General features: G+C 36.4%; 14 protein-coding genes. 9 read left to right on the top strand and 5 right to left on the bottom strand.

Annotated elements, in window-relative coordinates:
• Positions 1–14: 14 nt before the first annotated feature.
• Positions 15–344, bottom strand: a complete 330-nt coding sequence (locus EQG63_RS03520; protein WP_129434485.1) for a HesB/IscA family protein — start codon at positions 342–344, stop codon at positions 15–17.
• 161 nt (positions 345–505) lie between these two features.
• Between EQG63_RS03520 and EQG63_RS03515 the strand changes: the two genes are divergently transcribed.
• From EQG63_RS03515 to rnpA, 7 genes are all read left to right on the top strand, one after another.
• Complete coding sequence (locus EQG63_RS03515) at positions 506–1465, top strand: YjgN family protein (RefSeq protein ID WP_129434483.1); 960 nt, start codon at positions 506–508, stop codon at positions 1463–1465.
• 3 nt (positions 1466–1468) lie between these two features.
• Positions 1469–2533, top strand: coding sequence for a M48 family metallopeptidase (locus EQG63_RS03510; protein WP_129434481.1), 1065 nt, complete (start codon positions 1469–1471; stop codon positions 2531–2533).
• A 117-nt stretch (positions 2534–2650) separates the two neighbouring features.
• Complete coding sequence (locus EQG63_RS03505) at positions 2651–3511, top strand: MBL fold metallo-hydrolase (RefSeq protein ID WP_129434479.1); 861 nt, start codon at positions 2651–2653, stop codon at positions 3509–3511.
• A 62-nt stretch (positions 3512–3573) separates the two neighbouring features.
• Positions 3574–5181: a S8 family peptidase gene (locus tag EQG63_RS03500; protein ID WP_129434477.1), complete on the top strand. Its 1608-nt coding sequence runs from the start codon at positions 3574–3576 to the stop codon at positions 5179–5181.
• A gap of 62 nt (positions 5182–5243) precedes the next feature.
• Positions 5244–7112, top strand: coding sequence for a M1 family metallopeptidase (locus EQG63_RS03495; RefSeq protein WP_129434475.1), 1869 nt, complete (start codon positions 5244–5246; stop codon positions 7110–7112).
• A gap of 90 nt (positions 7113–7202) precedes the next feature.
• Positions 7203–8888 carry a gamma-glutamyltransferase gene (ggt, locus tag EQG63_RS03490; RefSeq protein WP_129434473.1) on the top strand — a complete coding sequence of 562 codons (1686 nt, stop codon included), beginning with the start codon at positions 7203–7205 and terminating at the stop codon, positions 8886–8888.
• A gap of 63 nt (positions 8889–8951) precedes the next feature.
• Entirely contained in the window at positions 8952–9329 is a 378-nt protein-coding gene (rnpA, locus tag EQG63_RS03485) for a ribonuclease P protein component (RefSeq protein ID WP_129434471.1), read from the top strand.
• 57 nt (positions 9330–9386) lie between these two features.
• Here the strand turns inward: rnpA and pckA are convergent, their stop codons facing one another.
• A complete protein-coding gene (gene pckA / locus EQG63_RS03480) occupies positions 9387–11012 on the bottom strand; it encodes a phosphoenolpyruvate carboxykinase (ATP) (RefSeq protein ID WP_129434469.1) in 1626 nt (541 codons plus the stop codon).
• Positions 11013–11081: 69 nt separating this feature from the next.
• Positions 11082–11468 (bottom strand): DUF423 domain-containing protein, encoded by a 387-nt coding sequence (locus tag EQG63_RS03475; RefSeq protein WP_129434467.1) that lies wholly within the window; start codon positions 11466–11468, stop codon positions 11082–11084.
• A 115-nt stretch (positions 11469–11583) separates the two neighbouring features.
• Between EQG63_RS03475 and EQG63_RS03470 the strand changes: the two genes are divergently transcribed.
• Complete coding sequence (locus EQG63_RS03470) at positions 11584–12936, top strand: saccharopine dehydrogenase family protein (protein WP_129434465.1); 1353 nt, start codon at positions 11584–11586, stop codon at positions 12934–12936.
• A gap of 57 nt (positions 12937–12993) precedes the next feature.
• On the opposite strand, the gene EQG63_RS03465 is transcribed toward EQG63_RS03470, so the two are convergent.
• Positions 12994–13608, bottom strand: coding sequence for a hypothetical protein (locus tag EQG63_RS03465; protein WP_129434463.1), 615 nt, complete (start codon positions 13606–13608; stop codon positions 12994–12996).
• A 150-nt stretch (positions 13609–13758) separates the two neighbouring features.
• Here EQG63_RS03465 and EQG63_RS03460 point away from each other — a divergent pair, with 150 nt between their 5' ends.
• The gene (locus EQG63_RS03460) at positions 13759–14229 is read left to right on the top strand and encodes an Lrp/AsnC family transcriptional regulator (protein ID WP_129434461.1); all 471 of its coding nucleotides are present in this window, start codon (positions 13759–13761) and stop codon (positions 14227–14229) included.
• A gap of 62 nt (positions 14230–14291) precedes the next feature.
• Here EQG63_RS03460 and EQG63_RS03455 read toward each other — a convergent pair whose 3' ends face one another.
• The gene (locus EQG63_RS03455) at positions 14292–15182 is read right to left on the bottom strand and encodes an NAD(P)H-binding protein (protein ID WP_129434459.1); all 891 of its coding nucleotides are present in this window, start codon (positions 15180–15182) and stop codon (positions 14292–14294) included.
• Between the last annotated feature and the right edge of the window lie 16 nt (positions 15183–15198).

Genomic DNA, 15198 nt, shown 5'->3' with positions numbered 1-15198 from the left:
TCAGCTATATTTTTTTATAACGAGAATGACTCTCCGCAACCACAAGTTCTATTCGCATTCGGGTTATTAAAAACAAACCCTTTCCCGTTCAATCCGCCTGAAAATTCCAAAACAGTTCCTACTAAGTATAAAAACGATTTTTTCTCAACGGCAATTTTTACGTGATTATCTTCGAAAACCTTGTCGTTTTCGCCAATTTCTTTGTCGAATTTTAGTTCATAAGACAAGCCTGAACATCCTCCGCTCTTCACTCCCACTCTTACGTAATCGTTAGTAGGGTCAAAACCATCGTCTTTCATCATATCGACAATTTTCTTACTTGCTGATTCTGAAACTTTTATCATTGCTTATTTTGATTTTGTCTAAATTAACTCTATTAAACGGCAAAGATATGACATAAAAAACCTTTTTCATAATTAGTAACATTTTTATAACTAATCTTTTCATAGAAAAAAATTATTAATATCTTGCCGACGAACTATAAAACCCAACAAATTTAACTTTTATGGAAAATTCTGTGTCTGAATTAAAAAACTACGAACTTGATTATAAAGGAAAAGGAGAAGATCTTTTTGGAATTACAATTGTAAACTGGTTACTAACTGCGGTTACTCTTGGTTTTTATTATCCTTGGGCTAAAGCCAAAAGATTGCAATATTTATACAGCAACACCACTTTAAACGATGAGCCTTTTGCTTTTCATGGTACTGGTAAAGAAATGTTTAAAGGATTTATAAAAGCGCTTCTAATTTTTGCAGCCTTATATGGAGTCCTATTTTTATTTCTGTATCTTGAAATGCCAGGTATGGGACTTATCTTATTTTATCTAGGTTTTTTGGCTATTTTCCCTATTGCTATCCACGGGGCTTACAGATATCGTATGTCAAGAACTTCTTGGAGAGGAATTCGTTTTGGATATCGAGGAGACCGAAAGGAATTCACACTAGAATTTTTTAAAAATATAGGTTTAACGATTATTACTTTGGGAATTTATGGTTCTTGGATGACTATTAATTTAAGAAGATATCTTTTAGGAAACATCCGATTTGGCAACACTGAGTTTGAATACGAAGGTGATGGTGGTGAATATTTTGTGATGAACTTGAAAAACTATTTTTTAACCATTTTTACCTTAGGAATTTATATTTTTTGGTGGCAGAAAGAATTATTTGAATACTACGTGAACAATTTAAGTGTACACAAAGGCAAAGAAAATCTAGAATTTCGATCGAAAGTAACAGGTGGTGGCTTTTTAAAACTGAGCATCGTAAACTTTTTTATTGTTATTTTTACATTAGGACTTGGTTACTCCTGGGCATTTACTAGAAATATGAAATATTTTTTATCGAATATTGAATTAGAAGGGAATTTATGCCTAGATACCATCACTCAAACAGAAGCGAACTATAACGATGCTACAGGCGAAGATTTAGAAGACGCTTTGGATATGGATTTTGTATTATAAGACATGCTATTTAAAACCACAGCAAGATTTTATGACGGAAAGACTTCAGTGCCTCAAAACATTGAGGTCTTTCTTGATATTAAGCAAGATAAATTATCCTTTGAAAACGGTCAACAAAAAATAGTTTGGAAAAATACAGCGATCAAATTCAGTAAAAACAACAATAATTTAATTTGCGAACATGGTAACGATCCTATTCAGCAAATTTTTATTTCAGATGCTGATTTTATCAAGAAAACCTACCCCATTCTTAAATCGAAAGGACACCAACATTGGTATGATGGTTTGGTGAATCTTGGTTTTATGAACCACCTTTTAATTGCTATCTCACTTCTAGCGCTTATTGGATTATCCTATGTTTATGTTTTGCCTTGGGTGGCCGAAAAAGCAGTTACTATTATTCCCGAAAGTTATGATAACGAAATAGGACAGTTAGCATTTAATGAAGAGATGTTGCTGAATAAAATTGATTCATCAAAAACAAAAACATTAAATCAATTTGCTTCCGAATTGAAATTGAACAACAAGAAAAAATTAAAATTTACAGTGGTCAATTCGGATATTGTCAATGCCTATGCGTTACCTGATGGAAATATTGTGGTGTTTACAGGAATTTTAAACGCCTTGCAATCAACAGAAGAACTTGCAGGTTTACTTGGTCATGAATCGTCACATGTCAACAACCGACATTCAATGAAAATGCTGTGTCGCAATCTATCAGGCTATTTATTCATATCGGCTATTTTAGGAGATGCTAACGGAGTTATGGCTATAATTGGGGATAATGTAAATAGTTTGAATAATCTTTCGTTCTCCAGAAAATTTGAAACCGAAGCCGACAATGATGGCTATACCGTTTTGATTAAAAACAACTTGAATCCAGAAGGAATGACAAAACTATTTACACGTTTAAAAGAAGAAGAAACCATTGATATCCCTGAGTTTTTAAGCTCACATCCTGTAACCGACGAGCGAATTAAAGAAATCCAAAAACGGATCAAATCAGGGAAACACAATACAATTGACAATCAAAAGCTTACTTTTTTATTTCAAAAAATAAAAGAATAACTTTATCCAAATAATTCGAGAAATGAAATCGCTATTTACAATACGGTTGTTGCAAACAACCACCTATAAATAAAAAGCGATACCATATATGCCCTTAAAAAAATAAATTTTACATATATGAAAATATATCCTATTGAAGCCGGAAACTTCAAACTAGATGGTGGAGCAATGTTTGGCGTGGTTCCTAAAACGATATGGCACAAAACCAATCCCGCCGATGAAAACAACCTGATTGACATCGCAGCTCGCTGTATGTTAGTAGAAGAAGGCAATCGTTTAATTTTGATTGATACCGGAATGGGCAACAAACAATCCGATAAATTTTTTGGCTATTATTCGCTTTGGGGCGATGATTCTCTAGACAAATCTTTAGCGAAGTATGGTTTTCACCGCGATGATGTGACTGATGTATTCCTAACACATTTGCATTTTGATCATAGTGGTGGAAGTGTGAATTGGAACAAAGACAAAACAGGTTACGAAGTCGCGTTTAAAAATGCTACTTTTTGGACGAATGACAATCATTGGGAATGGGCAACACAACCCAATGCCCGCGAAAAGGCCTCTTTTTTGTCGGAAAATATCTTACCCATGCAAGAAAGTGGACAATTGAAATTCATTAATCGTCCCGATTCGGATTTTGGTGTTTCTAAAGAAATGGATTTTGGAATTTTCTATGTGGATGGTCATACCGAAAAAATGATGATTCCGCACCTTCAATACAAAGACAAAACCATCGTTTTTTGTGCCGATTTAATACCGACTGCAGGGCATCTGCCTTTACCTTACGTAATGGGATATGATACGCGTCCGCTCTTAACTTTACCAGAAAAAGCAAAATTCTTAAATACCGCCGCCGAAAATAATTATTATTTATGGCTCGAACACGATGCTCACAACCAAATTATCACCGTAGAAAAAACGGAAAAAGGCATTCGTTTAAAAGAAGTTTTCCGCTGTGAAGATGTATTAATCTAATGTTAAAATAGTTACATTTGTTGAGATAAATCAGATATTTACACCTTTAAAACTAATAAAAAATGAGAATTTTAAAAACCATAACTTTTACGGGAACTATTGCAATGATGATTGCCAGTTGTAGTGCGCCAAAAGGAATTGTAAGTGTTGATCCGGCAAAAGTTGATCAAATGCCTTTAAAAACGACCCCTTTAGCAGAAAAAGATTTACAACGTTGGAGTCATTTAGACCTTGTTAAGGATACCGTTCCTGGAATGAGTGTTGATCGCGCTTATGCTGAAGTTTTAAAAGGTAAAAAAGCCAACAAAATTATTTTAGCGGTTGTCGATTCTGGAATTGACATCGAACATGAAGATTTGAAAGCTTCGATTTGGAAAAATCCAAAAGAGATTGCTGGAAATAAAAAAGATGATGACAATAATGGTTATGTAGACGATGTTAATGGTTGGAATTTTCTAGGTGATTCGGAAAACGAGCAGTTAGAAATGACACGTATCGTTAAAAAAGGAAACGATGGATCGATTCAATATGAAAATGCTTTGGCCGAATTAACTCAGAAAAAAGCCGAATTAGAGCCTCAAAAACAGCAGTTGGATATGATTCTTAATGCCGATAAATCCATTTCGGAACATTTAAAGAAAACCAATTATACACTAGCAGAAGTGAAAGCCATTCAAACCACTGATCAAGGTTTATTGCAATCGCAAAACATCATGTCTCAAATACTAGCCCAAGCGGGTACCAAAGAAAAATTTGATGCAGAAATGCAAGAATACAAGGACTATATTTTTGAAAATTTAAACTATAATCTGAACACCGAATTTAATGCGCGAAAAGTTGTAGGAGACAATCCAAACGATATTAACGATAAAAAATATGGTAATGGTAACGTTATGGGACCTAAAAAAGAAACAGGAAAACACGGAACTCACGTAGCGGGAATTATTGCTCAAGCCAGAAAAAATGGCAAAGGTGGTGATGGTGTAGCATCTGATTATGTTCAAATTATGGCCTTACGCGCTGTACCAAACGGAGACGAATATGATAAAGATATTGCGTTGGCTATTCGTTATGCTGCTGATAATGGTGCTAAAGTCATCAACGGAAGTTTTGGTAAATCGTATTCACCAAACAGACAATGGGTGTATGATGCTATCAAATATGCCGAATCTAAAGATGTATTATTTGTACATGCTGCAGGTAATGACGCTAAAAATATTGATGTTGCTCCTAACTTTCCAAACGATGCAGAACTGAAAGGTCCTGAATTTGCAGACAATGTAATAACCGTTGGCGCTTTAAATTATGAGTATGGTTCAAAAATAATGGCCGATTTTTCTAACTACGGTTTGCAAAATGTGGATGTCTTTGCTCCTGGTGTAAAAATTTATGCTACTACGCCCAATAACACTTACGAATACCTTGCAGGAACCTCTATGGCTTCTCCAAATGTAGCAGGTGTTGCAGCGTTAATTCGTGCTTTTTACCCTACATTAACGGCTTCACAGGTAAAACATATTATTATGGATTCTGGAACGCTTTTAAACAACACTTTTACCTTAGCTGGAGAAAGTGGAGAGGCAACCACCCTAAACAAAATATCAAAATCTGGAAAAATTGTAAATGCGTACAACGCACTTATTCTAGCTGAAAAATTAGCTAAAAAATAATTCTTGAAATTTATGTATATTGGGAAGGGAAATCAATCCCTTCCTTTTTTTATTTTATGACTATGAGAAAGTATCTTTTGTTACTGCTTCCGTTTACAGTATTGGCACAAAACAATCCAAATCCAGGCTATTGGCAACAAAAAGTGGATTATAAAATGGAGGTGTCGATGGATGTAAAAACCTATCAGTATAAAGGAAAACAAACCCTAATTTATACTAACAATTCTCCCGATACACTAAAAAGAGTGTATTTTCACTTATACAATAATGCCTTCCAACCCAACAGCCCAATGGATGCCCGAATTCAGTCGATCAAAGACCCAGATGCACGAATGGCAACCAAGAAAAAAGTGGATGGAAAAGAGGTTCGCGTTAGCCGAATTGCAGCTTTAAAACCAAATGAAATCGGGTATTTATATGTCAGTAATTTAAAACAAGACGGAAATCCTGTCAACAATAAGCGAGTGAGCACCATATTGGAAGTCGATTTGGCAAATCCTTTGTTGCCTAAAGCTTCTACTACATTTACGATGGATTTTGACGGACAAGTGCCTGTTCAAATTCGTCGTTCGGGAAGAAACAACAAAGAAGGGATTGAATTGTCAATGGCACAATGGTATCCCAAAATGGCCGAATATGATGGAGATGGTTGGCAAGCAGATCCTTACATAGCCCGTGAATTTCATGGAGTTTGGGGCGATTTTGAGGTGAAAATTACCATCGATAAAAAATACATTTTAGGTGGAACTGGTTACCTGCAAAACGGAAATCAAATTGGCTACAATTACCAAGACGAAGGCGTTAAAGTTGTGATTCCTAAAAAAGAAAAAACATTGACTTGGCATTTTATCGCACCCAATGTGCACGATTTTACATGGGCTGCTGATAAAGAATACATTCATGATGTATACAAAACCAATTTCGGAACCACTTTACATTTTCTATACCAAGACAAAGCACCATTTGCTCAAAATTGGAAGAACTTACAACCGAAAACTGCTCAGTTAATGGAAATTTACAATTCCACAGTTGGTAAGTATCCCTACAAACAATATTCTGTTATTCAAGGAGGCGATGGCGGAATGGAATATGCCATGTGTACTTTAATCCTAGGTGAAGGCGAATTTGAAGGCCTTTTAGGAGTAACTGCCCACGAAATGGCACACTCTTGGTTTCAGCACGTGTTAGCCAGTAACGAAGCCAAACACAGTTGGATGGATGAAGGTTTCACCACTTGGTTAGAAAACCATGGTTTAAATGAAATTGCCGAGAAAAAAATAGCCAATCCACACGAAGATTCTTATAAAAGTTATGTTGCCTTAGTGAAATCTGGCAAAGAACAGTCACAAGCCACTCATGCCGACCGATACGATGAAAATCGTCCGTACAGCATTCAAGCCTATAGCAAAGGAAATCTGTTTTTAACACAGTTGGAATACCTAATCGGTAAAGAAAACCTTTTAAAAACGATTAAAAGATATTATGCCGACTACAAATTCACGCATCCAACGCCTACCGACATCAAACACACAGCCGAAAAAGTTTCTGGGGCGAATTTGGATTGGTTTTTAAGCGATTGGACTAAAACTACAAATACCATCGATTACAGCATTAAAAATGTTGAAGACTTGGTAACTGCCACAAAAGTAACATTGGAGCGAATAGGACGCACGCCTATGCCTCTGGATATTGCGGTATTGTATGAAGATGGAAGCGCTGAAAGTTTTTACATTCCGAATACGTTAATGCGTTATACAAAAGAGAATCAATTTCCTAGTATTAAAAGAACAGTTTTAGAAGGTTGGGATTGGGCCTATCCGACTTTTTCGTTTCAAATCAACAAAGAAAAAGGAAAAATAAAATCCATTGAAATCGACCCAAGCGGTCTAATGGCCGATGTAAATAGAGAAAACAATAGTTTTAAGAAATAATAAAAGGACTCAGCTGAGTCCTTTTTTATTAAATTTACAAAACCCCTCTAAACTAAAACAACGGCAACAACCAACACTAAAAAAACAATCATGAAAAAAACAATACTGCTGTTTTACTTCTTTATCCTTTTATGGAATCCTTTCCAAAGCACTGCTCAGACGTATGGTCAAAACGGAATGGTGGTATCTTCCAATACTGTAGCTTCTCAAGTGGGTGTCGCTATTCTCAAAAAAGGAGGAAATGCCATCGATGCAAGTATTGCAACTGCTTTTGCACTAGCCGTAACCCATCCGGAAGCCGGCAATATCGGAGGAGGAGGTTTTTTAGTTTTTAGAAAAGCATCCGGCGAAGCAACTACCATCGATTTTCGAGAAAAAGCACCACTCGCTGCATCGCCCAACATGTTTTTAGATGGTAACGGTAAATTAATCGAAAACAGCAATCACGATAGTGCAAAAGCAATCGGAGTGCCGGGTACTGTAGCTGGCCTGTATTTGGCACATCAAAAATATGGGAAATTACCTTGGCGAGAATTGGTACAACCGGCTGTCGATTTGGCTCAAAAAGGCTTCACCATGCCATGGGGCTTGTATTTTCAAGCTCTTAGCTATACTGATACCTATAAATCAAATGAATTTTTAGCGAATTATTTTAAAAGCGACACTGCAAAAATTACCAAACCCGGAGAATTGTGGAAGCAACCTGCACTTGCCCAAACCCTGGAACTCATTCGCGACAAAGGGCAAGATGGCTTTTACAAAGGGGAAGTGGCCGCCGAAATTGAAAATTTCATGAAAAAAAATGGAGGCATTATCACCAAAAAAGACCTGGAAAAGTATATTGCCGTTGAGCGTAAACCGATAAAAGGCACTTTTAAAGGCTATGAAATTTATACCATGCCGCCACCAAGTTCTGGTGGTACTGCCTTAATCGAAATGATGAACATGATGGAATTGGCTAATTTTGATTCCATTCCGTTTAATTCGACAAAATATGTGCATTTAATAACCGAAGTCATGCGAAGAGCCTTTGCTGATCGTGCGGCTCATTTAGGAGATCCTGACTTTAATAAAAACATTCCAATAGAGAAATTAATCTCCAAAGAATTTGCTGCGATGCGATTTAAAAATATCGACAAAAATAAAGCTTCTGTGAGCGATCCGAGTAAATTTGGACAATCATACGACGGCAACAATACTACCCATTTTTCAGTAGTGGATAAAGATGGAAATGCGGTTTCAATGACCTATACTTTGGAAGATTCTTACGGGTCTAAAATGGGTTCCGACAAACTTGGGTTTATTTTTAATAATGAAATGGGAGACTTTAACCCCGTGCCTGGTGTCACCACAACCGACGGACAAATAGGTTCTGCAGCAAACATAATTGCTCCCGAAAAAAGAATGCTTTCGAGCATGTCACCCACCATTGTTGCTAAAAACGGCAAACCCTATTTAATTATCGGTTCGCCGGGAGGGAGAACCATCATCAATACTGTTTTTCAAACCGTACTGAATGTTTTGGGGTACGACATGCCTATTGACAAAGCTATTGAAGCCATGAAAATACACCATCAGTGGCTTCCCGATACTATCGTTTATGAAAAAAATCTCCTATCACCCGATACAAAAGTGGCATTAGAAAAAATGGGACATCAGTTACAAGAAATTGATACTCTTGGGGAACTCATGGGTATCACGTATTTAGAAGCCTTTAAGGTGTATGTTGGAGTTTCCGATTCTTCAAGTCCGGATGGAGGCGCAGCCGGTTATTAATTGCAGATTAATATACTATCGAATCAGGTAATCTTTTGTATTTTTGCGGCTTCAATGTAAACCATGAAGAACACCTACCCCAAACACGAAAAGCTCAAAAGCAAAACCGCCATCGATCTTCTTTTTTCGGAAGGAAAATCGGTGTCGAAATACCCGTTGCGATTGGTTTTTGCGCCTATTGCGTTGGAAAATGATGAGGTGATTAAATTCGGGGTTTCAGTTTCTAAAAAATACTTTAAAAAGGCTGTAGATCGGAATTATTTTAAACGGGTGTTACGAGAAACCTACCGTTTAAACAAGCACATCCTTTTGGAACACCTTAATCAGCCTTACGCCATCATGTTTTTCTATCAAACCAAAGACAAACTTTCGTATCAAGAAATCAACGAGAAAACCATCCGTCTTTTTGAAAAGTTTGTAGAGGCGATTCAAGACAAATAAAAAAGAGTTCCGAAATTCGGAACTCTTTTTCTCTATTCAATAGAATTAATAATCGTATTATAATTGTGGTCCTGCTTGAACAAGGTTTTTACCTTCTTCATTGTCAGTATATTGAACGAAGTTTTTAATAAATCTTCCTGCTAAATCTTCTGCTTTGGTAGTCCATTCAGCAGCGTCAGCGTAGGTATTTCTTGGATCTAAAATACTAGTTTCTACATTTGGTAATGCAGTGGGTACAGCGAAGTTAAATACCGGTACTACAGTGGTTTCTGATTTTTCGATAGAACCATCTAAAATTGCATCAATGATAGCACGCGTATCTTTAATAGAAATACGTTTTCCGGTACCATTCCAACCTGTATTCACCATATAAGCAGTCGCTTGGTGCTCTTCCATTTTCTTTACCAACTCTTCACCATATTTTGTAGGGTGTAACGTTAAAAAGGCTTTTCCGAAACACGCAGAGAAAGTTGGCTCTGGTTGTGTTACTCCTCTTTCCGTTCCCGCTAATTTAGCTGTGAAACCGGATAAGAAGTAGTATTTTGTTTGTTCTGGAGTCAACTTAGAAACCGGAGGCATCACTCCAAAAGCATCTGCTGTTAAGAAGATTACTTTATTGGCATGACCCGCTTTAGAAACTGGTTTAACAATATTATCGATATGATTAATTGGGTACGAAACACGCGTATTTTGTGTAACGGAACCGTCTTTGAAATCTATTTTTCCGTTAGCATCAACCGTAACGTTTTCTAATAAGGCATCTTTACGGATTGCATTAAAAATATCGGGTTCGTTTTCTTTACTTAAATCGATAGTTTTTGCATAACATCCACCTTCAAAGTTGAAAACACCATCATTATCCCATCCATGCTCATCGTCTCCAATTAATTCACGCTTTGGATCGGTTGATAACGTTGTTTTTCCTGTTCCAGATAATCCGAAGAATACTGCAACATCGCCGTCTTTACCTTTATTGGCAGAACAGTGCATCGAAGAAATTCCTTTTAATGGTAAGTAATAATTCATTAAGGCAAATAAACCTTTTTTCATTTCACCACCGTACCAAGTTCCACCAATTAACTGAATTTTTTCTGTTAAGTTGAAAGCAACATATACTTCCGAATTTAAATTATGCGCGGCATAATCCTTGAAAGTAGATTTAGAACCATTCATTACCACGAAATCAGGCTCACCAAAATTCTTCAATTCTTCAGCTGTTGGTCGAATAAACATATTCGTTACAAAGTGTGCTTGCCAAGCTACTTCCATGATGAAACGAACTTTTAAACGTGTGTTCTCGTTCGCCCCACAAAAAGCATCTACCACAAATAATCTTTTAGCAGATAATTGAGAAACTGTGTTCTCTTTTAACGCTTTCCAAGTGTCGGTAGAAATTGGTTTGTTATCGTTTACTGCTTTGTCAGAGGTCCACCAAATAGTATTTTCGGTTGTAGCATCTTTTACAATGTATTTATCTTTAGGAGAACGACCTGTGAACTCACCTGTCATTACGTTAACAGCGCCAAGCTCTGTCAACTGTCCTCTTTCAAATCCTTCTAAGTTCGGATTTAGTTCTTCCTGATATAATAGTTCGTATGAAGGATTATATACAATTTCTTTAACGTCCTTGATTCCGTATTTTTCTAACGAAATCGTATTCGTAGCTGGGGTGTATGTTTCCATAAATTTTACGATATGTTGTGTTTTTTTATAACGGCAAAAGTAAAAATATTATTTGAATTGCTTTAGTGTTTATCCTTTTTTTGTGATAATATAGAAGAAAGTCATGCCCCAAGCAGCAATTAATAACAATCCACCAATAGGAGTGATCGGTCCTAAAAATTTAAAATTTACTCCCGAAATACCACTTGTTGACAATAAAAAAATGGAAACAGAAAAAAAGAGCGTGCCCAGTAAAGCTAAATTATACACCACATTTTTTTGTTCTGGTAATAAAAAAGAAGTACTGCTTACAAACAGTAAAAATAAGGCGTGATACATCATATAACGTACTCCTACTTCAAAGGAACCTAATTGGTCTGGGCTCATCACTTTTTTAAGCGCATGGGCACCAAAAGCACCCAAAACAATTGATGCTAATCCAAAACACAAAGCGGTCAGTAAAATTTTCTTTTCCATGAATTATTTTTCTTCAAAAATACGACAGCACAATTAATTTTTTAGCATTTCTTCACTAAAGACTTTCAAAAAAATAACATTTTACTACATTTGTGTGATTTTTTTTCCAATCAAAATGAGAAATGTACTTATCATTGGAGCAGGTCGTTCTGCTTCTTCGCTTATAAAATACCTTTTAGAGAAATCTGAAAGTGAAAATTTACACCTTACCATTGGTGATTTGTCCTTAGAATTAGCCTTACGCAAAACCAAAGGTCATAAAAATGCCACAGCGATTGCTTTAGACATTCATAATGAAACACAACGTCAGAGTGAAATTCAAAAAGCCGACATTGTGATTTCGATGTTGCCTGCTCACATGCATATCGAAGTCGCCAAAGATTGTATTGCTTACAAAAAGCACATGGTGACTGCCTCTTATATCAGTGATGCGATGCAAAGCTTAGATGCACAAGCCAAAGAAAACGGATTGGTTTTCATGAACGAAGTCGGACTTGATCCCGGAATAGACCATATGAGCGCTATGAAAGTTATTGATGAAATTCGCGACAAAGGTGGAAAAATCATATTATTCGAATCGTTTTGTGGTGGATTAGTAGCACCTGAAAGCGACACCAATCTTTGGAATTATAAATTTACTTGGGCACCACGCAACGTTGTTTTAGCAGGTCAAGGGGGTGCTGCCAAATTCATACAGGAAGGTACGTACAAATACATTCCGTACAATAAATTATTTAGAAGAACCGAATTTTTAGAAGTAGAAAACTATGGCCGATTTGAAGTCTATGCCAATCGCGATTCTTTAAAATACAGAAGCGTATACGGATTAGATAATGCCCTTACTGTATATCGTGGTACCATTCGAAGAGTAGGTTATTCGAAGGCTTGGGACATGTTCGTACAGTTAGGAATGACCGATGACACGTATGTGATTGATGATTCTGAAAACATGAGCTTTAGAGAATTTGTAAATCTATTCTTGCCGTATCACCCAACGGATTCGGTTGAAATCAAATTGCGCCACCAATTAAAAATTGACCAAGACGATGTCATGTGGGATAAATTGGTCGAATTGGATTTATTCAACCCAAACCGAATCGTAGGCTTAAAAAATGCGACTCCGGCTCAAATGCTAGAAAAAATACTTACCGAAAGCTGGACCCTACAACCGGATGATAAAGACATGATTGTCATGTACCACAAATTTGGGTATGAATTGAATGGCGAACGCAAACAAATTGATGCTACTATGGTGTGCATCGGCGATGATCAAACCTACACAGCGATGGCAAAAACGGTAGGCTTGCCGGTGGCTATGGCAACCCTGCAAATTTTAAATGGGAATATAAAAACCCCTGGAGTACAACTTCCTATCAAAGAAGAAGTGTATTTACCAATTTTAAAAGAATTGGAACAATACGGTGTGTTATTTCACGAAAAAGAAGTACCCTATAACGGTTACAATTAAAACTGATTACGTTATTGTAAAAAGACCTATTTTCATTTGAAAATAGGTCTTTTTCGTTTACGAAACCTTCATCTGAATGAAATGCTTTTGTTTGTTGATTTCGTCCTGTAATTGACGGCTTATTTTTTGTTCGCGTTCAATGGTTTTTCTTTTGTACTCTTGATATTCTTCTTCCAATTCCACCAAAACACTTTTAGCGTTTAGCGTCAATTCATTGGATTTGTTATATTTTATGGCGAAAATACATGTTAAAATCAAGGATCCAAAAAAGAGAATACTGAACAATGTTCCAAAAACGAATTGATTGAATTCAATTCCTAAAAATATCACCGTTGGTCCCGCATTGGTATATTTGGAAAGCGAAGCATTGGTTTGTTCAAGCTTTGTTTTTAAATTCTCTATTTCACTTTTTTGCTGTTGAACCATCGCTTTTGAATCTGTCAATTGGGCTTCCAGGTTCGAGTAGGAATGGGTGACACTTTCTTTAAGGTTTTCGATCCATTTTCGCTTTACAATTTGTAAATCCCGATAACTTTCCGATTGAGTTAAAATATGATCAAACTGATTAATTATTGTGGTTGAGGTAGACGGTGTTTCCTGAGCAGTAGTGATTGTTCCGATGAATAGTAAAAACAATAGTAGTTGCCATCTTTGAATTGCAATGATTTTCATTCTTTTAGATTTGAAGGTTAAACATAGTAGGTTGATAATGAAACGATAACATTTTTATTTTATTGTATTACTACTATTTAGTTATCAATAGAGGTATTATAGTTTCGATTCGACATAAAATTGTATATTTATCTTTCAAATTTTATTAAAATGAAAATAAACCACTTACAAATTGAAATAGACGGTATCGACAAAGAAATCCTCCGTGATTTGATGGATGATGCACGAAAACCCATTTTGCAAATTGCCAACAAAATCGGAATTTCTGGCGCAGCCATTCACCAACGTTTGCGAAAATTGGAAGAAGCGAATGTCATTTCTTCTTCCAAATTAATCGTAAACACTAAGGTTTTAGGCTATAGCACGATGGCTTTTGTAGGTATTTATCTGGATAAAGCGGCTCGAAATGCAGAAGCAGTGAGGGATTTGAAAAAAATACCAGAAGTATTGGAGTGTCATTACACTACCGGAAATTGGAGTATTTTGATTAAAATCATTTGTCGGGATAACGAGCATTTGATGCATTTATTAAACACCAAAATTCAAGCAATAGAAGGCGTTTCCAGAACGGAAACCTTTATTTCCTTAGACCAACAAATTGAACGTCAAATTCAGCTGTAGATTGCTTCGTTCTTCGCAATGACAAAATAAAAAAAATCCGCTCTTGTGAAGCGGATTTCCTTTTAATGATTATACCCCTGAGCAAATTCTTTGGCAAATTCTTCCAGTTTTATTTTCCCTTGTGGTTGCTCATTTCTGTTGAAGTAATCTTCCTGAATCAAACCTTCTCGAATTGATTTGCCCATTTGCACATAGCTTTTGGCAAAAACCTCCGGAAGACCCGCTTGTGTCATCCCTTGAAAGGTGTCTTCATCTGAAAATAGCAGCCATGGCAATTCGGGCTTTCCAATCGCTTCACCAATCACTTTTACAATATCCGAAAACGTACGAACATCACTTGATACGTACTGGATACTTTGTCCCTTAAAATTCAAGGCTAACAATTGTTTCGCAGCAGCATTCGCTATATCGTGAGGATGCGTTAAAACTAATTGTTGATCGGCACTACCCAAATTCGAACCCAAAATCCCTGCATTTTTAATCATATCGACCAACGTGTAGAAATTAGTGTAGAAGTACGAAGGGCGCAATTTCACAACATTGATTCCTTCTATAGGAGTCAATCTATTTTCCAAATAAGCCAGTCCGTCAATGGGCCCTGCTCCTGTCCCCATATGTGCTCCGATGCTACTCAATTGCACAATGTTTGTCACACCACTTTCTTGAATTGCAACGACAAAGTTTTCTGCCACTTCTTTTTGATAACCCAACCAATCGCTCACACTAAATGTTGGTGGAATCATCAGATACACAGCATCAGCTCCTAAAAAAGTGTTGGTTAAAAAGTCCTTATCCAAAACACTTCCGATGGCAGCTTTTGCTCCCAATTTTTCAATTTCATCTTTTCGTGATGCATTACTACTAATGATTGTCACCTCGTGTCCGGCTGTAATTAATGCTGAAGCCAAAGGTTTTGTAATATTTCCGGTGGAACCTGTTAAAACGTATTTCATGATTTTTATATTTAAA

Origin of the sequence: Flavobacterium amnicola (assembly GCF_004122165.1) — a bacterium.
Taxonomy (GTDB): Bacteria; Bacteroidota; Bacteroidia; order Flavobacteriales; family Flavobacteriaceae; genus Flavobacterium; species Flavobacterium amnicola.
The sequence above is the reverse complement of the archived record's forward strand: the minus strand, read 5'-3'. Positions and strand labels throughout refer to the sequence as shown.